The organism is Pseudoalteromonas sp. SCSIO_11900, assembly GCF_000576475.1.
Taxonomy (GTDB): domain Bacteria; phylum Pseudomonadota; class Gammaproteobacteria; order Enterobacterales; family Alteromonadaceae; genus Pseudoalteromonas; species Pseudoalteromonas tetraodonis.
In genome coordinates this window covers 2,626,259-2,645,323 of record NZ_KK070023.1, presented here as the reverse complement: position 1 = coordinate 2,645,323, position 19,065 = coordinate 2,626,259, and the positions used below count along the sequence as shown (strand labels likewise).

19 protein-coding genes and 1 pseudogene are annotated in these 19,065 nt (G+C 41.0%); 7 read left to right on the top strand and 13 right to left on the bottom strand.

Going from position 1 to position 19,065, the window contains the following annotated elements:
- The first annotated feature begins 102 nt into the window (after positions 1 to 102).
- From BG00_RS12225 to BG00_RS12215, 3 genes are read left to right on the top strand one after another with little or no spacing between them, the layout of a single operon-like run.
- Positions 103 to 1,107 (top strand): HlyD family secretion protein, encoded by a 1,005-nt coding sequence (locus BG00_RS12225; protein WP_036982884.1) that lies wholly within the window; start codon positions 103 to 105, stop codon positions 1,105 to 1,107.
- A complete protein-coding gene (rbbA, locus tag BG00_RS12220) occupies positions 1,107 to 3,896 on the top strand; it encodes a ribosome-associated ATPase/putative transporter RbbA (protein WP_036982882.1) in 2,790 nt (929 codons plus the stop codon). The genes BG00_RS12225 and rbbA overlap by 1 nt, the downstream gene beginning before the upstream one ends.
- A 2-nt stretch (positions 3,897 to 3,898) precedes the next feature.
- Entirely contained in the window at positions 3,899 to 5,020 is a 1,122-nt protein-coding gene (locus tag BG00_RS12215; protein ID WP_036982880.1) for an ABC transporter permease, read from the top strand.
- A gap of 318 nt (positions 5,021 to 5,338) precedes the next feature.
- On the opposite strand, the gene BG00_RS18185 is transcribed toward BG00_RS12215, so the two are convergent.
- On the bottom strand, positions 5,339 to 5,509 hold the full coding sequence (locus BG00_RS18185; RefSeq protein WP_248474597.1) for a hypothetical protein: 171 nt from the start codon (positions 5,507 to 5,509) through the stop codon (positions 5,339 to 5,341).
- A 274-nt stretch (positions 5,510 to 5,783) separates the two neighbouring features.
- Here BG00_RS18185 and BG00_RS12210 point away from each other — a divergent pair, with 274 nt between their 5' ends.
- Complete coding sequence (locus BG00_RS12210) at positions 5,784 to 6,203, top strand: MAPEG family protein (protein WP_036982878.1); 420 nt, start codon at positions 5,784 to 5,786, stop codon at positions 6,201 to 6,203.
- Between the two features lie 52 nt (positions 6,204 to 6,255).
- On the opposite strand, the gene yddG is transcribed toward BG00_RS12210, so the two are convergent.
- From yddG to BG00_RS12195, 3 genes are all read right to left on the bottom strand, one after another.
- The gene (gene yddG / locus BG00_RS12205; RefSeq protein WP_036982876.1) at positions 6,256 to 7,158 is read right to left on the bottom strand and encodes an aromatic amino acid DMT transporter YddG; all 903 of its coding nucleotides are present in this window, start codon (positions 7,156 to 7,158) and stop codon (positions 6,256 to 6,258) included.
- A 182-nt stretch (positions 7,159 to 7,340) separates the two neighbouring features.
- On the bottom strand, positions 7,341 to 9,188 hold the full coding sequence (locus tag BG00_RS12200; RefSeq protein WP_036982874.1) for an ABC transporter ATP-binding protein: 1,848 nt from the start codon (positions 9,186 to 9,188) through the stop codon (positions 7,341 to 7,343).
- 111 nt (positions 9,189 to 9,299) lie between these two features.
- The gene (locus tag BG00_RS12195; RefSeq protein ID WP_226915909.1) at positions 9,300 to 9,488 is read right to left on the bottom strand and encodes a phosphate-starvation-inducible PsiE family protein; all 189 of its coding nucleotides are present in this window, start codon (positions 9,486 to 9,488) and stop codon (positions 9,300 to 9,302) included.
- Between the two features lie 347 nt (positions 9,489 to 9,835).
- Between BG00_RS12195 and BG00_RS12190 the strand changes: the two genes are divergently transcribed.
- The gene (locus BG00_RS12190) at positions 9,836 to 11,230 is read left to right on the top strand and encodes a M28 family peptidase (protein ID WP_036982872.1); all 1,395 of its coding nucleotides are present in this window, start codon (positions 9,836 to 9,838) and stop codon (positions 11,228 to 11,230) included.
- Positions 11,231 to 11,349: 119 nt separating this feature from the next.
- On the top strand, positions 11,350 to 11,796 hold the full coding sequence (locus BG00_RS12185; protein ID WP_008110031.1) for a DUF4826 family protein: 447 nt from the start codon (positions 11,350 to 11,352) through the stop codon (positions 11,794 to 11,796).
- Between the two features lie 97 nt (positions 11,797 to 11,893).
- Here the strand turns inward: BG00_RS12185 and BG00_RS12180 are convergent, their stop codons facing one another.
- From BG00_RS12180 to BG00_RS12165, 4 genes are read right to left on the bottom strand one after another with little or no spacing between them, the layout of a single operon-like run.
- Entirely contained in the window at positions 11,894 to 12,361 is a 468-nt protein-coding gene (locus BG00_RS12180; RefSeq protein ID WP_036982871.1) for an outer membrane lipoprotein, read from the bottom strand.
- Positions 12,362 to 12,377: 16 nt separating this feature from the next.
- Positions 12,378 to 12,995 (bottom strand): penicillin-binding protein activator LpoB, encoded by a 618-nt coding sequence (lpoB, locus tag BG00_RS12175; RefSeq protein ID WP_445322875.1) that lies wholly within the window; start codon positions 12,993 to 12,995, stop codon positions 12,378 to 12,380.
- A gap of 11 nt (positions 12,996 to 13,006) precedes the next feature.
- On the bottom strand, positions 13,007 to 13,432 hold the full coding sequence (locus BG00_RS12170) for a YcfL family putative periplasmic lipoprotein (RefSeq protein ID WP_036982869.1): 426 nt from the start codon (positions 13,430 to 13,432) through the stop codon (positions 13,007 to 13,009).
- An 8-nt stretch (positions 13,433 to 13,440) separates the two neighbouring features.
- Positions 13,441 to 14,805, bottom strand: a complete 1,365-nt coding sequence (locus tag BG00_RS12165; RefSeq protein WP_036982868.1) for a COG3014 family protein — start codon at positions 14,803 to 14,805, stop codon at positions 13,441 to 13,443.
- 216 nt (positions 14,806 to 15,021) lie between these two features.
- Between BG00_RS12165 and BG00_RS12160 the strand changes: the two are divergent.
- Positions 15,022 to 15,894: pseudogene (locus tag BG00_RS12160) on the top strand (DMT family transporter).
- Here BG00_RS12160 and BG00_RS12155 read toward each other — a convergent pair.
- Genes BG00_RS12155 through BG00_RS12135 form a run of 5 tightly spaced genes read right to left on the bottom strand, consistent with a single transcriptional unit; the run spans position 15,881 to position 18,942 of the window.
- Positions 15,881 to 16,576: a M15 family metallopeptidase gene (locus tag BG00_RS12155; protein ID WP_036982866.1), complete on the bottom strand. Its 696-nt coding sequence runs from the start codon at positions 16,574 to 16,576 to the stop codon at positions 15,881 to 15,883. The pseudogene BG00_RS12160 and the gene BG00_RS12155 sit on opposite strands and share 14 nt — an antisense overlap.
- The gene (dapE, locus tag BG00_RS12150) at positions 16,576 to 17,706 is read right to left on the bottom strand and encodes a succinyl-diaminopimelate desuccinylase (protein ID WP_036982865.1); all 1,131 of its coding nucleotides are present in this window, start codon (positions 17,704 to 17,706) and stop codon (positions 16,576 to 16,578) included. The genes BG00_RS12155 and dapE overlap by 1 nt, the downstream gene beginning before the upstream one ends.
- Positions 17,706 to 18,050 (bottom strand): ArsC family reductase, encoded by a 345-nt coding sequence (locus BG00_RS12145; RefSeq protein WP_013464787.1) that lies wholly within the window; start codon positions 18,048 to 18,050, stop codon positions 17,706 to 17,708. The genes dapE and BG00_RS12145 overlap by 1 nt, the downstream gene beginning before the upstream one ends.
- A gap of 4 nt (positions 18,051 to 18,054) precedes the next feature.
- Positions 18,055 to 18,552, bottom strand: a complete 498-nt coding sequence (locus tag BG00_RS12140) for a PTS glucose transporter subunit IIA (protein ID WP_036982864.1) — start codon at positions 18,550 to 18,552, stop codon at positions 18,055 to 18,057.
- 3 nt (positions 18,553 to 18,555) lie between these two features.
- Positions 18,556 to 18,942 (bottom strand): ACT domain-containing protein, encoded by a 387-nt coding sequence (locus BG00_RS12135; RefSeq protein WP_036982863.1) that lies wholly within the window; start codon positions 18,940 to 18,942, stop codon positions 18,556 to 18,558.
- Positions 18,943 to 19,065 lie beyond the last annotated feature (123 nt).

The following is a 19,065-nucleotide window of genomic DNA, read 5'->3' as shown; positions in this document are numbered from 1 at the left end:
GCAGGGTTGCTTTAATATAACAAATAGCGTGCTGTATCATAAAAAATTTTACCTTGACTACCCTCACTTACATTACTTTATACATACATGGAGTTTTAGCACATGACAATTAAATCAACGTTCAAATCTTTGAGTAAGCTCGCTGTTTTGGTCATTGTGGGGGGGGCTGGCTGGTATGCTTGGCAAACCTTGCAGCCTACATCATTTGCTGAACAACTCCCTGACAGTGTTGCCTATGGAAATGGGCGAATTGAAGCGACTGAGTACGATATTGTTACAAAATTACCGGGCCGCTTAGTTGACGTTATGGTGCAAGAAGGCGATATGGTCAAAGCGGGTCAAACGTTAGCGGTTATTGACACTGATGATTTAAATGCACAGTTACGTGAAGCTCAGGCAGGGCTTCGTGTTGCTAATGAGTCTCGTAAATACGCATTAGCGATTGTAGAGCAGCATAAAAGTGAGCTTAATTTTGCACAAACTGAATTGCGCCGCTCTGCAAAATTATTGGAAAAAGGCCATATTTCAAAAGAAGTGGTTGATCAACAACGAACCACCTCTGCTATTGCGCAAGCTGCTTTAACCGCGGCAAACGTAAAAGTTGTGCAGTCGGATGCTGAAATAGAAGCAGCGCAGGCACGTATTGAGCGATTACAAAGCAACATAGCCGACAGCACGCTCACAGCACCAATCAATGGACGCATATTGTATCGATTAGCTGAACCTGGCGAAGTGCTTGGCAGTGGTGGTAAGGTTTTATCGTTATTGGATTTAACCGATGTTTATATGAGTATATATTTACCAACAGCGCAAGCGGGCAAGGTAACAATAGGCTCACAAGCGCGCATTGTTATTGATGCTATTGCCGAGTATACATTACCGGCTAAAGTGACGTTTGTATCTGCACAGGCGCAATTTACCCCTAAATCGGTAGAAACCCGAAACGAGCGCGATAAACTGATGTTTAGAGTTAAGGTAAAGCTCGACTCGCAGTTATTAAAAGATCATATCAAACAAGTAAAAACAGGGGTGCCAGGGCTTGCTTATGTGTTGTTAGCGCCTGAAAAAAATTGGCCTACGTCATTACAGGTACGAGTGCCTGAATAATGGATAACGACGATAAAAACATTCAACAGCCATCAAGTGAAAGTGTTGTTACGCTTACTAAGGTGAGCCATCGCTATGCTAATAATCGCGTGCTGGATAACATTAGTATTTCATTACCTGCCGGGAAAATGGTCGGGTTTATAGGCCCTGATGGCGTAGGAAAATCAAGCTTGCTGGCACTTATCGCTGGGGCAAGGGCGATTCAAGAGGGGGAGGTTGAGGTATTAAACGGCAATATGCGCAGCAGTGGTTTTCGTAATACGGTGTCGCCACGCATTGCTTACATGCCTCAAGGACTTGGCAAAAATGTGTATCCAACACTTTCTGTGTTTGAAAATATAGATTTTTTTGGTCGTCTATTTTCTCAAAATAAAGCCGAGCGAAAACAACGAATTAATAACCTTTTAAAAAGTACAGGCTTAGAGGCATTTGCCGATCGCCCCGCAGAAAAGCTCTCTGGCGGGATGAAACAAAAACTTGGTTTGTGCTGCGCACTGATCCATGACCCTCAATTATTAATTTTAGATGAGCCAACAACCGGGGTTGATCCGTTATCGCGTCGTCAATTTTGGCAATTAATAAACAGTATTCGCGCTGAAAATACACAGATGAGCGTACTGGTTGCGACCGCCTACATGGAAGAAGCCGATGATTTTGATTGGCTAGTCGCTATGGACGATGGAAAAGTAATCGGTACGGGCAGCCCACAAAACCTAAAAACGCAAACGAATAAAGAATCGCTTGATGAGGCGTTTATAGCATTACTTCCTGAAGAAAAGCGCCATGATCATCAGCGGTTAGTTGTGCCACCTCGTAAACAAGACACAAACACAACTCAGTTCGCTATAGAAGCAAATGGATTATGTAAAACATTTGGTGATTTTACCGCCGTTAACAAGGTGAGCTTGAGTATTGAACAAGGTGAAATTTTTGGCTTTTTAGGCTCAAATGGCTGTGGAAAAACCACCACAATGAAAATGCTTACGGGGTTACAACCGGCAACTAGTGGCGAAGCAAAATTGTTTGGTGAAAAGGTCGATGCCAATAACATCGAAAGCCGCAAACGCGTTGGTTTTATGTCACAAGCGTTTTCGCTTTATAACGAGCTTACAGTGAAGCAAAACTTGGTATTGCATGCGCGTTTATTTCACTTGCCTGCAGAGAAAATAGAGCCGCGCGTTAAAGATTTAATTACTCGGTTTAACCTTAAAAAATACAGTGACGATTTTCCTACCGATTTGCCCTTAGGTATTCGCCAGCGTTTATCGCTTGCTGTTGCGGTAGTACATAGCCCTGAAATGCTCATACTTGATGAGCCCACATCGGGGGTAGACCCCGTTGCGAGGGATGACTTTTGGCAGCTACTCATTGAGCTTTCGCGCGAACAAGGCGTGACTATTTTTATTTCGACTCACTTTATGGATGAAGCGGCACGTTGCGATAGAATTTCGTTAATGCATGCAGGTAAAATACTTGCCAGCGATACGCCAGCTGCACTGTGCCAAGCGCGTAATACCGACACACTAGAAGCTGCCTTTATTGAATATTTAGAAGAGGCGGTAAATGCAGCCGGAGCAAGCTCGGCGATACAAGTATCGATAACGGATAAAACCAAAGCATTGGATTCAGCGCCCGCTACTTGTAAAAATAACATTAACCCCGCATTTAGTTTGTTGCGGTTATTTGGTTATGCGCATCGCGAAACGCTAGAGTTATGGCGCGATCCTATTCGCCTAACGTTTGCTTTGCTGGGCTCGATAATTTTACTGTTTATTTTAGGTTACGGCATTACATTTGATGTTGAAGATTTAAGCTTTGCGGTACTAGATCAAGACCAATCGCCCGAGAGCCGCAACTACATTCAAAATATGGCAGGTTCACGTTACTTTATTCAAAGAGCAGATATTAAAAGCCCGCAAGAACTTGATAAACGAATGCGAAGTGGTGAGTTAAGCGTGGCCGTTGAAATTCCTCCTAACTTTGCTCAGCAATTTAAACGTGGCCGTAAACCTGAAATTGTAGTGTGGATTGATGGTTCTATGCCGTTTAGGGCAGAAACGATTAATGGTTATATGAGCGGCTTGTATTACAGCTATTTAACCAACTTATCTTTGCGCACTTATGCACAAGTACCAAACTTAGTGCCAGCTAATATTGAATCTCGCTATCGTTATAACCAAGATTTTAAAAGCATTGAGGCCATGGTGCCGGCGGTTATTCCACTGCTATTAGTATTTATTCCTGCGATATTGATGGCGCTTGGCGTAGTGCGGGAAAAAGAGTTGGGTTCAATCATAAACTTATATGTAACACCGGTTAACCGGCTGGAATTTATTATTGGCAAACAGCTGCCTTACATTTTAGTGAGTATGATCAGCTTTTTTGGCTTAGTCGCACTTGCTATTACTGTGTTTGGTGTGGCGCTAAAAGGCAGCTTTTGGGCGCTTAGTTTGGCTGCATTATTATACGTTACAGCGACTACCGGAGTTGGGCTGTTAATTTCGGCTTTTACAAAAACACAAATTTCAGCATTGGCAGCCACTACAGTGGTTGTGTTAATGATTGCCGTTAACTTTTGTGGGCTAATTGACCCTGTTTCTTCCTTAGAAGGGTTTGGCGCTATTATTGGCAAACTGTTTCCGACTACCTACTTTTTAGAGGCGTGTCGAGGGGTCTTTAATAAAGCGCTTAATTTTTCTGATTTATCAGCCCAGCTACTGCCTTTATTCGCTTTTATACCTGTGCTGACTCTGGCCAGTGTATTTTTACTTCCAAAGCAGGACAAATAGCCATGCAACGTCACGGAAATATTGTTAATTTAGGTATTAAAGAGTTGCGTAGTTTATGGCGTGATAAGGTTTTACTGCTATTTGTTTTTTTTGCTTTTACTGGGTTGATTTATGTGGTGGCTTCAGCCACGTCGATAGAGTTAAATAATGCGCCGATTGCAGTTGTTGATCACGACCAATCGCAATTATCTAAGCGTATTATTAATGCCTTTTATGAGCCTTACTTTAAAACGCCAGACAGTATTTCATTAAGCGATGTTGACTCAGCTATGGATAATGGCCGCTATACTTTTGTGCTTAATATCCCGCCTTATTTTGAGCGTGATGTACTTGCAGCTAAGCAACCTACAATTCAAGTAAATATAGATGCTACGCGCATGTCGCAAGCATTTATTGGTGATAACTATATTCAAACCATTATTAACGGCGAAGTAAATGAGTTTGTGCAAGGTTATCGAACCGTTTATTCACTGCCAATAAAGCAATCGGCGCACATTATGTTTAATCCAAACATGACAAGTGTATGGTTTGGTAGCGTGATGGAATTAATGAACGTGATCACAATGATTTCGATTATTTTAACTGGCGCCGCGGTGATCCGTGAACGCGAACACGGCACATTAGAGCATTTATTAGTGATGCCGTTAAGCCCCTTTGAAATAGTGATGGCGAAAATTTGGGCTAATGGGTTAGTGATTTTATTACTGACTACGTTTTCATTATTTATTGTGATCGAAGGTTTGTTACAAGTGCCTATTCATGGCTCGCCAGGCTTATTTTTATTTGGCGTTGCTATTCATTTATTTGCGACCACATCGCTGGGTATATTGTTAGGCACACAGGCGCGCACCATGCCGCAACTCGGGTTACTGATGATTTTAATTTTATTACCATTACAAATGCTCTCTGGCGGTGTTACGCCGCGAGAAAGTATGCCTGAGGTGGTACAAAATATAATGTTATTGGCGCCAACAACGCATTTTGTCAAATTTGCTCAAGCTATTTTATACCGAGGAGCAGGGTGGGATGTAGTTTGGCCTTACTTTTTAGCATTAACAGTTATTGGCAGTGTGTTTTTTACTGTTGCATTAATGCGCTTTCGTAAATCAGTGGCGCAAGGTTAGGGTATTAAAATATAACGCGTGTTTTCAAAAAAGTGGCTGTTTAAGATAAAGCCACCCGTCAACGTTAAAGCGCTAATGGGTGGCTATTGAAGTATGGGGGAGTGATACCATCCGCAATAATTATTAAGCGAGTGGGTTTGACTTAGTTTAGTCTTGGGTTAAGTGGTAAACCTTTCAGTTGTTGTAACGCGTTGTTTGCTAAACGAGTATTTTGTTGTGTGTGCATACCTAAAGACGGTAGCTGACCCGCATTCAAAACCAGTTTATATTGGCTTAGCGTTTGTATAAGATCAGCGTTTAATACACTGTAATTAAGCGCTATTTTTTTGCGAAATTGCGTTTAATGGTGGCTACGTCTTTGTATTGTGCCAACTTAGCCAAGTTTTCACCTTTTTCGATTTCATATTGAGCTGAAAAAGCGGGCGCTGATACACAGTTCAATAGCGCTAAGGTTACCAAGCATTTGGTTATTTTATTCATCATATTCATTTTACTGTTCCGTTATCAGTAACACCATAAAACAACACTTAGAATAAATGCTAAAATAAAAATTATAAAAATACGTAATTAGTACTGATTTTAAGTTACGCTCAGACTCTAAAAAAATACCAAGACGCTGTGATAGAGTAAGTTTTATATAAAGAATGAATCTATTACAAAAAATTATTTTACTAAAAAGTCATTGCTATATACATCAGTGGCTTATCTTTGGCTTGATAGTTGCTGTAACTACTACTCTAATAACAACACAAAGGATTAAACAATGACCGATATAGCACATTCAGCGTTTATAGCATTTTATTTATATTTAATTATGATGTTAGTTCAGTGGGCAGTGGCGACGTTTAGTAAAGCCAAACAGCCTGGGGCTGTACCAGGAAAAATTGATAAAGACCTATCTCATGAGAGTTTTATATTTAGAGCGCATCGCACCTTTCATAACACATTAGAAAACAGTGCGTTATTTATAGGAACGGTTTTATTTGCCTTTGTGATGAATTACCACAGTTCGGTTTTTGCAATCTGTATTTGGGTTTACGTTATTGCACGTTTAATTCATATGGCACTGTATTACGCCATTGCCACAGAGAAAAACCCCAGCCCGCGTAGTTACTTCTTTTTAATCGGTGTGATTGCAAACATTGTGATGTTAGTGCTGTTAGGACTGCGATTAGCAAGCTAATTAAATGATTAAAGCGAAAAGCAGACAGTCTCTAGCTTTTCGCTTACTTATTTTATTGGGCTGGCTTTGTTTTTCGCGTCACAATAAAACACATTAATGAGCCTAATGTAACTAATACTACGCCTTGCCAAAATGCGTTGGTGAGCGATAGTGATAAGTAAATAGAGGCAAATAGCGTAGACAATACAGGAATAAAGTAAGACAAGGTGCCTAACAACACTAGGTTACCGCCAATTATTGCTTGGTTCCATAGTGCGTAACCTCCACCAATAACCACCCCTGCCAGCAATAAAGTAAAACTAGAATATACGTTAAACTCAAAGCTGGGTTCATTACTCAGTCCGTAACTTATCCATAAAGAGATTGCCGTGGCTGCAAAAAATACACTAATGGCATTTTTACCCTCGCTAAGTTTAACCGTTACACTGCAATACACAGCCCAAATAAACGCTGCTGCAAACGCCATAGAGTAGGGCAATGGGTTGTCGCTAATATTAACGGTTAATACAGCCATAGATAAACCACTGTTGCCTGCAATACACCATGCAACGCCTAAAAATGCAATCAGTATGCTCGGGTAGACTAATACGCTTACTTTAGTGCGGTTAACAATAATCGAAAATAAAATGGTTAACGCTGGCCAAAGGTAGTTAATAATTGCCATTTCTAACGCTTGCTGGCGACTATTTGCAAAGCCGAGGGATAACGCTAAACACATTTCGTAAATAACAAATAAACTGCCACCAAAGACTAAATAGCGTTTTGGGTAATTGCTTAGCCTTGGTACACCCATGACTAGTATTAAAAAAATCGCACTGACGCTGTAAATTAAAGCAGCACCGCCAATAGGGCTAAATAACTCTGATAAGTCACGGATAAAGGCAGTTAAACTGCTCCAAAGTAAAATAGCGAACACCCCATAGAGGGTGTATTTATGTTTGCTTAAAAATGACATGGTGAATTGCTTGATGAATGATAAAAAGTTAGTCGCGAATGTGACATTTTAAAAACAGTGGGGCAAGAGGTAGACTATAAAATTCGACTAAATAACTATAAATAGCTTTAAAATCAAAGAATAAGTTTAATTTTAGTTAACAAGAGCAGGCTATAATAATAGCCCGCCTTCAATTAGTTTAATTACTCAACGCCAATAAAGCCGCCGGTTTGATGTGCCCAAAGAGCAGCATAAATGCCGCCTTGGGCAATTAATTCATCGTGACTGCCTTGCTCTACAACGCCGCCTTCATCAAGCACGATGAGTCTGTCCATTTGTGCAATGGTCGATAATCGATGGGCAATGGCGATTACTGTTTTACCTGTCATTAAATCATCTAAGCTTGCTTGAATAGCCGCTTCGACTTCTGAGTCTAAAGCGCTGGTGGCTTCATCAAGTATGAGGATTGGCGCGTTTTTAAGTAGTACGCGTGCAATAGCAATACGTTGGCGCTGACCGCCTGACAGGGTGACCCCTCGTTCGCCAACTTGCGCATCAAAGCCTTTGTTGCCTTTGCTGTCTTCTAAATCGGTTATAAAATCAAGGGCTTTGGCTTGCTTAGTCGCATCGAGCATTTCGGCTTCTGTGGCATCGGGTCTGCCGTATAAAATGTTATCTTTTACTGAGCGATGTAGTAGGGATGTATCTTGGGTAACCATAGCAATATAGCGGCGAAGGCTTTCTTGGCTTACATCCGTAATATTTTGGCCATCAATACTAATGCTGCCTTTGTCGGTGTCGTAAAAGCGCAGCAACAAGTTAACTAATGTAGATTTACCCGCGCCAGAGCGACCCACTAAGCCGATTTTTTCACCGGGTTTAATGTTTAAGTTTAATCCGTTTATTACGGGGCCACGGTTATTTTCATTCGCGGCTTTACCGTAGTTAAAATGTACATTATTAAAGTCGATTGCCCCTTGGGTGACCTTTAACGTTTCGGCTTCTGGTTTGTCATCAACCGCAATAGGATTAGAAAGGGTGCGCATGCCATCAGCCACGGTGCCAATGTTTTCAAACAAGCTGCTAATTTCCCACATGATCCATTGGGCCATGCCATTGAGCCTTAATGATAAACTCAATGCCACGGCAATCGCTCCTGCACTAATGGCGCTTAACGACCATAAATACAAAGACACAGCTGCTACCGAAAACACTAACAAATAGTTTAAGCTTTGAATAACCACGTTTAAGCTGGTGACCAAGCGCATTTGTTTATAAACAGGCTGTAAAAATACATCCATACTTTGTTTAGCGTATTGTTCTTCGCGTTGAGTGTAAGAAAACAGCTTAATGGTTGAAATATTTGTGTAGCTGTCGACGATACGGCCGGTCATTTCTGAGCGTGCATCAGCTTGTGAACTTGCAATACTTTTTAATCGGGGTACAAAGTAAATTTGCACGCAAATATACAATGCTAACCACACTAATAATGGCAACATTAAACGCCAGTCTGAGGCGGCCACTAAAAACACCATTGAGCCAAAGTAAACAGCAATGTACATCAGTACATCAAGTAACTTAGTGACTGACTCACGTACTGCTAATGAGGTTTGTAATACTTTTGTAGCGATACGCCCAGCAAATTCGTTTTGATAAAAGCTGACACTTTGACGCAGTAGATAACGGTGTGCCAACCAACGAATCGACATAGGGTAATTCCCCAATAGCGCTTGGTGTAAAATAGCTGATCTAAAAAACACCACTACAGGCATGACGACTAAAAGCATTAACCCCATTTTTATTAACGCGGATTGTTGCTGCGAAAACAGCTCTTCAGGTGTGTACTCGCCAAGCCAGTCAACCAGTTGTCCCATATAACTAAATAAAGACACCTCTAAAATAGCGAGTAATGCGGCACTGAGCGACATAAGCACTAACGACAGTTCCATGCCTTTAGTGTAGTGACGACAAAATGCAAAAAGGGTTTTAGGAGGCTGAGATGGAGAACGCTCTGGGAACGGTTTAGTCATCCGTTCAAATAGTCGATACATATTAACTGCTTAATTAAATATTTTATAAAGATGTCCCATTATACCATTGTAAAACACAAAGGCGCAGTGGGAATGAGGTGTGCGTCGGTTAACTTAAGTTGAGTTAACCGTTTATAGCTTAGTGTGGCCGGTTTTATTTTTTACCAGCCAATACGATATACCTAGTGCTAAAGTAACTAACGCAAGGCCAACAATTTGCTCTGAGGTCACTAATTTTAAATCGAGGACAATAATTTTACACGCCACAGCCATCAATGCGGTAGCAATAACCAGTTCAACGGGCAGCGAGCTAGAGCCCAAATATAACCGGGTTTTAGTAAATCAGGGGATCAACATGATCATCTGGTAATTTTTCGTGTTTCTTCATGTTATTTCGGCACATTATTGATTAAATTAGCCTTTATAAAATGATAGCTGATTAATTTTGTTTAGCACTAAATACGGTCAAAACAGTATAAGTGATTATTTTTATTAAAATAGTGTGCTTGAACAGAGGACTTGTTTGGTGAGGGTTAAATTGTAAGTAAAATTCAAGGTGTTAATAATCTGTAATTAAGCGTGTGATTTTTAGTGTCTATCTCAAAAGGTTTGCGGTTATTGGTTTCTGCTGTCATGTTGGTAGCATTCATTATGAGGATAACAATGCGATGTCTTATTTAGGTTTAAAGTTAGTTAATCGACTTATAAAGTATGGTGTGTTGGCATCATTATGCTCTGTAACGCTTACAAGCTTTGCTGGCGAGTCTACACAACAAGCATCATTGCATAAAATTGCACAAGAAATTTCGGCGCAGCGTATTGAGAGTGATATTCAAACGCTGGTGAGTTTTGGTACGCGACATACGCTATCAGAGACTAAGTCTGATACACGTGGTATTGGCGCTGCAAGGCGTTGGATTAAAAAAGAATTTGAAGCGATTTCGGCACAATGTGGTGGCTGCTTAGAAATAATAGAGGTAAAACAAACCATTTCGGGAGAAAAGCGCATTCCTAACCCTGTAGAAGTGGTTAACATAATTGCGATTCAGCGCGGCAGCATTGAGCCTAATCGTATGGTGATGATGTCGGGTGATATAGACTCGCGCGTTAGTGATGTAATGGATTTTACCAGCGATGCGCCAGGTGCAAACGATAACGCTTCAGGGATTGCCGGTGTTATTGAGGCAGCGCGTGTTTTATCGAAATATACATTTAATGGCTCGGTTGTTTACGCGGCGCTCTCAGGTGAAGAGCAAGGTTTATTTGGCGGTAAAATTTTAACCGCTTATGCGCAAAAAAATAATTGGCAGGTTCATGGTGTTTTAAATAACGACATGATTGGTAATATTACCGGTATTAATGGCGTAACCGATAACACCACTGCACGCATTTTTTCAGAAGGGACACGAGTGGTTGAAACCAAAGAGCAAGCGCGTACTCGTCGTTTTACAGGTGGCGAAGTTGACTCAGCGAGTCGTAATTTAGCGCGTTACATAGACACCATTGCCGATAAGTACATTGAAAATTTAGACACTATGCTGGTATACAGACTCGACCGATTTGCTCGAGGAGGGCATCATCGCCCATTTAATGATGCGGGCTTTGCGGCTGTACGTATAATGGAAACTAACGAGCATTACGACCGTCAACATCAAGACCTACGCACCGAAAATGGCATAGTGTACGGTGATACCATCGATGGGGTTGATTTTGATTACGCCGCAAAACTCACGTCATTGAATGCGGTGAGCCTAGCGTCAATGGCATGGGCACCAGCGCCACCGAAAGAAGTGAAAATTAGTGGTGCCGTACGCGCCAGTACCACACTTTCTTGGCAACCATCGGAAGATAAAAATATTGCCGGTTACAAAATTTACTGGCGCTATACGAGTGAGCCACAATGGCAATACAGCCAATGGGTTGATAAGGTAAGCGAGTTTACGCTTAAAAATGTGGTTATTGATAACTACTATTTTGGCGTTGCTAGCGTGAATAAACAGGGTGTTGAATCGCCAGTGGTGTTCCCCGGTGATGTGGGGTCGTTTGATCACAACATAAAATAATCGGTTTGCTTAAAAACCCAGCAAACAGCTGCGAATAAGGTGTTAAGCACGCTATTTATGCTTGCGCCTTATTTGTTATGCCCTTAAAGTGTAAACAAAGAAGTAAAAAGGTTATTAAAATGCAGCAACAAGAACAAAAACCATTAACACCAGAGCAGCAAGCTGAACTTCAGCAACAAGAAATTCAATGGCAGCGCGAATGCTTTCAAAATGCGCAAAAGCATTTAGCTGAAAAAGGCATTATGCCCAAAACATTGCTTGAAAAAGAAAGTCGCTTTTTAGCGCCTTTATGTGCGCTTTGGAAATTTAAAGCGCAAAACGGTAAAAGCTACTGGGTGATCACCGGTCGTTTACCAACTGATCATGCTGAAGCGTCTGCAGCAAAAGATGCACGCGATGCAATGCGTTATTTTTCACTGCAGTGGCAGTTAAAGGCCGATCAAATTATTACCGCGGGTGCGCGAGATAAAACCCAAGCTGATTTTGCAAATTTACTGATTAACCGTGCACATGGTTTATATGAAATGCATGAAAACGAGCAGCTTTGGGCAAAAGAACCCGCTTAATAAATAAAAGTGAATACATTAAAAAAACCTAACTTAGCGACCTAAGTTAGGTTTTTTGTTGGAACTTTAATAATTAAGCTCGAAACATAAATAGACTCTAATAAGCGCTATCTACGCGGACTGTGTTATTAGTTAAATAAATAAGACGCACATTATCACCTTGGTGAAAAGGCATAGCGGGATCGTTGTCTTGTACCACCATAAATTGTTCACCACTTTCTACTTGTATTAGCAGTTCAACTAATTGGAGGTTTTCATAGCGTTGTGTCTGTTGCTGATTATGCGCAACATTACCACCAATCACTGATCCTAAAATCGTCGCTACTGTGCGACCGCTGCCACCACCAAACTGGTTACCAATAACACCACCTAATAGGGCACCCCCAAAGGTTTTCCAACCGTTACTTTTATCGTGAACCAATTGTTGCTCTGTAATGTTGCGCACCGACTTCACTTTACCAAATAGTACTTGCTGCACAGGAACGGCTTTATTGCGTTCATACTTGGCAAAAGTGGGGGCGCTAAATATTAATAAAGTGCATAAAAATAAGCTAAGTGTTTTCATGGTTCGCTCCTGTTAGTTACCAACCAAAGGTAGATTTTTCACGGGTTTTACGAATTTCAGTTTCGTCAGCCCATTCAACAAGGCCACTTTGCATATCCATTAAGCGCATTGTAAATTTGTAGTACACATCGGCTTTATCAGCATTGGATTTAACAATGCTCGATAGGTTACCGTACAGCATATATTGCGCACCAATTTGTTTACCAAAGGCCACCGCAGTGCTTGGATTGATCAGTGCATCTTCATTTTGAAATGTAAGTTGTTCACGAACCGCTTCTACACGGGTCATATCAACAAATCTAAATTTTCCACTGCGAAGTAATTGAGTCGAAATTGAGTCGGTAATTGACTCAGTGTCTATGTGTTCACTGGTCTTGTTTTTAATACGCTCAACAAATACCACAGGGCGTGTATTGGCAGTCATAGTACCAACCACTGGCGAACTGAGCAGTGAGTCGGTCATTTGCGAGGCTACTTTTTGTAGGTCGGTAGAGCCAAAGTTTATATCTGTGGTTTCTACGGCTTGGGCATCATCATAACTAACGACTGCTTTATTAGCACAGCCGGTTAGTGTGAGTGCGGCTAAGCCTAAAATTGCATAGCCAGAGAGTGATTTAAATTGTTTATTGATCATCATGGTTTCCTTTAATCTTTAAATTTTTGAGCTTCAGTAGACACTTCTCTTACAGCTAAAGAGAAAGTAACGGCATTAGGGCTAGGCGCGAGTCCTGCAAGCTGAGTTTTAGCAAAGCCAAATAATGTGAGGGCTTGCCACGGCGAGTGGTTGCCTTTAATTACAAAGCCATCTTTATCAAACCAGTTAAATTGATACTGTAAATATTGTGACTTTTTATAGGTACTCGCCAAGGTGACTACCACGTCGGTTAAGTTATTTGTTTGACGGGTTTTTACATCACTAATTAATAGCTTTTTTGCTAACTGTGGATTGTTAACATTGAGCTGCTCTTTGTAGGCGTTGGTAGTTTGTTCAACTCCAATGCCTGAGGTTACAGGTCGGCTGCTACATGCACTAAGCATAAACAACGCAATAATGGGGAGTATGTATTTCATGATGGCTCCTAAAGTTGCACTACATGGGAGTTAAAATAGTTATTAACAGAGGTTAGGTAGATTAACGTTAACCTTTGCTTACTAACGGTAAAATTTATTGGCGGTTGTGAGCCAATATTTAAGGTATGTTCGCCTGCAGCCACTGCACTGCGGGCAAGACTAATTTGATTGGGTAAGGTAAGCCAGCTGCGAGTATCGGCTTGCTCAGATGCAAGATTATATAAGTTTGCTAAAATATTCCCCACATCACCGCCACTGCGGGCAAGCTCAGCGCGCAGCTTTTCTTTCGCCACTAAGCGAAATATTTGTCTCGATACGCGCCCAGCAACTTGCTGCTCTAACGTTTTAGCGGCCAGTGCTTCTAAGTGTACTAACGGGCTTAGTGATAATACATGGTCATTAATTTTGACGTTGTTAACGGTGCTTTCATAAACGTTATTTATATAAATGGGCATGGCGAGACTATAAAAGCGGGCGTCTCCTTGTGAAGTATAAATGGGTAATCGTAACTTAAATTCGTGTTGTTTTGGTATCAGGCCTTGTTCGAATAATATAACCACTTCACCTTGGTTTTTTTCTAAGCTGTTAACTTCACCAAACTGGCGTTTAAATTTGTTATAGTCATCAGCAAAACCTTGTTGCTTAGCAAGACGCAGTACATCGTGTTGTAAATACGGATTGTTAGGTTGTATTTCGAGCGCTTTTTTATAGTCTATGTAGGCATCATCTCCTTGCTTTGCCGTTTCATATAGCAAGCCTGATAAATAAAACGTGTACGCATTTTGAAAGCCATTTTTAACCGAGCGAATTAAGTTATCCATATTAGGGTAGTGTTGCTGTGCTTGGGCAGCGGCATTATCAAATTCGCTTTGATTATTTAGTAGTTCATCAACTTGTACTTTATTAGCACGGCGTATTTCAACTAAGGCGCTTTCAATATCATGTTTATAAACATAATTGAGCGCTTTGTAGCTATGCAACATACTCATTTCGTAGGCGGGCGGTGTATAACCAATAGCTGAGTCGTTGGTTAACAGCGCATTACTTTGCTCAAGCCCAGCACTTACTTGTATTTTTGCAGCTTGGCGCTCAGATTGCATTTGTTGATAGACATTTTCAAAATGAACTTGTGCGTTATCGGGGTTATTGGCTAAATCTGCGATGCGGCCTTGCTCTAATTGGCTCAGTAAATAATTACTGTGTGTTTTGCTGTTTTTGCTTATTAAGGAGCGTGCACTCTCAATATTATTATTCGTAATGGCTTGTCTAATAGGGGTGGTATTAGTGGCGTAATCATTAAAGAGATCGTCAAAGCCAATGGTGCTACAACCACTTACAATAAAGCAAAGGCTAAAAGTTAAAATGTGACGCACACGCACTCCTTCTTATTTATTCTGTAAGGTTAACATACTGCCAATAAATACAAGTGTGAAAGATTGTAAAAAAGCGTAGTGTATAAACATAGAACAAAAACCCTTAACAAAAACTTTATCATTTAAAAAATAACCATGTTAACGTTTACAACATTGGGCGTTAATTTAATCGGTATATAAATACGGTACATATTTATCAATACGTTAGGAATTAATTTGAAAGCAACACTGTTTACCATTATCGCGTTAGTTGCTTTTACTGCAAACTCATTATTGTGTCGGTTAGCGTTGGCGCAAGGCTACATTGATGCGTGGAATTTTACCGTTATTAGGTTAATGAGTGGGGCAGTGTGTTTGACCATTATTATGCTGCTCTACACTAGGCAGTTAAATAAAAAAGCGCAGTTAAGTAATCCTATTATTAACGATACTGGCAGTTGGCGAAGCAGTGCTAGCTTATTGATATGCGCTGTGTTTTTCTGTTGCTTATATCGAGCTTGATACCGGTATGGGGCGCTTATTTTATTCTCAGCGGTGCAATTTACAATGATTGGCTGGGGCATATATAAACAAGAGTGTTTAAGTGCTGTGCAATGGCTTGCATTTATAGTGGCGTTTGCGGCATTTGTTTACTTAATGCTGCCCTCACAGACAGCACCACCGCTGATGGCTGCATTATTAATGAGTATAAGTGGCATTGCGTGGGGAATTTACAGTATTCGTGGCAAGGCGTGTATGTCGCCGCTAAGAGCCACTACCTTTAATTTTATACGTAGTTTATTAGTGCTACCTATTTTAATTGTGGTGGGAATGAGCCAGCTTAAAAATATACGTATCGAAGGAGCGTTACTTGCAATAGCCTCAGGTGCCATCGCATCTGGCGTAGGGTACAGTATTTGGTATGTGGCTATGCCACTATTAAAGAGCACGCATGCAGCCATAGTGCAGTTATGCGTACCCGTTTTGGCGGCTATTGCAGGGGCTGTATTTTTATCTGAAACATTAACTGTACAATTTATGCTCCCCAGCAGTATCATTTTACTAGCGGTATTGGTTTTTACTTTAAATAAAAAGACTAAAACTGCTTAGCTGGTGGACTTACATTGATCACAAAGCGTTCATACAATGCAGGTAAGTGGGTTAAAATAGCGTCTTTACCTAATAAATCACTGTGTTTAATGCAGTCGTGCAACACTTCTGGCGTAAGGTGGCGAATAAGCTGTGCTGATTGCGCTATGTGGCTAATATGCCAAAGCTCAGGCGCTACCCCGCCCAAGTCGTACTGGTAAGGTCGATAAAACCCAAATTCTGCTAGATGAGTGTCTAGCCATTGGCTTAATTTAGCAAAAGGTCCACCTTGCTGATATTCATTAGGGCTCAATTGCAAAACATAATCGTCACTTACTGCGCCTTTATCGTAAATATCTAAATCAGTCCCTAAATGATGGCGACTCGCCCCCGGTAGCGCAGAATAAAGCATAATGGCAATGCATTTATCAATATCACTGAGCGAATTAATATCAACGTGTTGCTGGGCTTTGTTTAATACCGGCCGCTTAGCGGAAAATTTAGCGTTCCAAATAGCTGATTGACGGTTAAAATCCCGAAAACTTGATGCAATACATAAGTCAAAGCCTGCTGATGCAGCCGCTGTTTGCAGTGCAATAAAGTCATTTACAATATCGGCATGCAAAGAATGATTTTGTATGGCAACTAAATGTGCATCACTTTGGCCAGTGATGCATTGTATGAGTTCTTTATTTGCAGTCATTAAGTTAACAGGTGCTCTAATATTTGTTCGTATATATCGGCCAGCGCGATTAGGTCGTCGGTGCTAACACACTCGTCCACTTTATGAATAGTGGCATTACGTGGCCCTAATTCAATAACTTTAGCACCCGTTTGTGCGATAAAACGACCATCTGAGGTGCCACCTGTTGTTTCTAAGTTAGTGGTTAACCCCGTTACCGATTTAATTGCGGCTACGGTGGCATCAACCAATGGGCCGTGCTCGGTTAAAAACGGCAAGCCATTCACAATCCAATTGAGTTCATAATTTAAATTGTGTTTTTGTAAAATGGAATTTACTTTTTGTTGTAGTTGTTGATGAGTAACTTCGGTACTAAATCTAAAATTAAATTGTACCTCTAGTTCCCCAGGGATCACATTGCCTGCGCCCGTACCGCCATTAATATTAGAGATTTGAAAGCTGGTGGCTGGAAAAAAATCATTACCCATATCCCACACAGTTTGGCTTAACTCGGTTAAAGCTGGCGTGGCTAAATGAATTGGGTTTTGTGCTAAATGTGGATAGGCCACATGACCTTGCACGCCTTTTATAGTTAAAAACCCCGTGAGTGAACCACGGCGGCCATTTTTAACCACATCACCGAGTACATCGCGAGAAGAGGGTTCACCTACAAGGCACATGTCTATTTTTTCACCGCGCTCCTCTAAAGTATCAATAACGCGGGTAGTGCCGTTAATAAACGGGCCTTCCTCATCTGAGGTAATTAAAAACGAAATGGAACCTTTGTGATCTGGATGCTTAGTCACAAAGCGTTCGGTTGCCACAATCATCGCTGCTAATGAGCCTTTCATGTCGGCAGCGCCACGGCCATGCAATAAGCCGTCTTCAATTAGGCCTACAAAAGGCGGGTGCTGCCAGTTTTTTTCAGGCCCAGTGGGCACTACATCAGTATGACCGGCAAAACAAAAATGGGGCGATTGGGTCCCTTTGCGTGCCCATGTGTTTAGGGTATCGGTAAAAAATAGCGATTCAATATCAAAGCCAATGGCGCTTAGACGTTCATTCATCATATGTTGGCACCCGGCATCTTCAGGTGTAACCGACTCTCGCTGAATTAAGGCTTGGGCTAGGGTAATTACTGGATGGGTCATTATTTAAAAATCTCATCGTATTGTGCTGCTTTAAAGCCTAAGTGGTATTGCCCGTTATTAACAAGAACTGGACGTTTGATCATCGCCGGTTGTTCAACGAGTAAATCTATAGCGGTTTGTTTAGTCAAGCTTTGTTTTTGCTCATCAGTGAGCGCTCTGTACGTTGTGCCACGTTTATTAACCAATTGTTCCCAATCAATATGTTCTGCAAAGTCGCTTACCATGTCGTTATTAACGCCGTCTTTGCGGTAGTCATGGAAAGTGAATGCGATGTCGTTATCGCTTAGGTATTTTTTTGCTTTTTTAATTGTATCGCAGTTGCTAATGCCATAGAGAGTGATCATAAATCTACTTCTTTTTAATAATAGTTAATAAGGTATCTACACCGGCATTAACTTGCGGGTGAGAATAATGAAAAGTGCCTAAATTATGGCCATTGAGAATTATAAGGCTGGCTAAAATAGGCGAGTCGAGCTCACGTAAATCAAAATAAGCAAGGCGTTGGCCTTTGGTTATTTTGCTGCCGTTAAGCTGAGCAATATGAGTATGCGTAAGTGTTTGTGAATCGGGAACAGCTAGGTTTATTAATACTTTTAAGCCGTTATTGGCTTTTAAAATAAATTCACAACCGGCACTTTTTACCTGCAGTAAGGTGCCATTGAAGGGCGCTAATACTTTATGACTCGATAAACTAACAACAATACCTGGGCCGAGTGTGCCAAAACGAAAAAAGGGTTGTGGATGCTCTTCCATTGGCATTACTTTACCACTGAACGGACTCGTGATTTGTATCGCGTTTCGAGGAATTTTATTTTTAGTTAAATAGCTAACGTCTTCAGATTTCATTATTTATTGAGTTACCACGTTGTAGCCATCGGCTTTAAGGGCTGTAATTGCTTTGGTGACCGTTTGTTTTTTTACTAAAATATAGTCGGTATCGTAGGTCGATATCGAAAAAATGAACACGCCGGCTCTGGCTAATACGCCTGACAGGTTTGCCATAATGCCAGTTAACGAAAACCCTAAAGGGCCTATTACTTCCAGTGCTTGCCAATTAGATTCAGTGTCTTGGCTATCAATAATAAAGTCGACAGGGCAAACAACTGACAGTTCATCATGCGTTTTTGAGATAAAAAATAACGGTTGCTTTAACAGCGCAGGCGGTATGTCAGCATCAAGGGCTAATCTATGAATAGATAACACGGTGCTGTGTAATTGTAATGTTTGTTTTGACATTAAACGTATCGCCAGCAGCAAAATAATAGCTTTATAGTATAGAGTATTGAAGCTAAATTAAAGGCTCAAGTTTAGGCCGTGCTATATTTTTATTAGCTAAAAAATAATTGTCCACAATTTCTG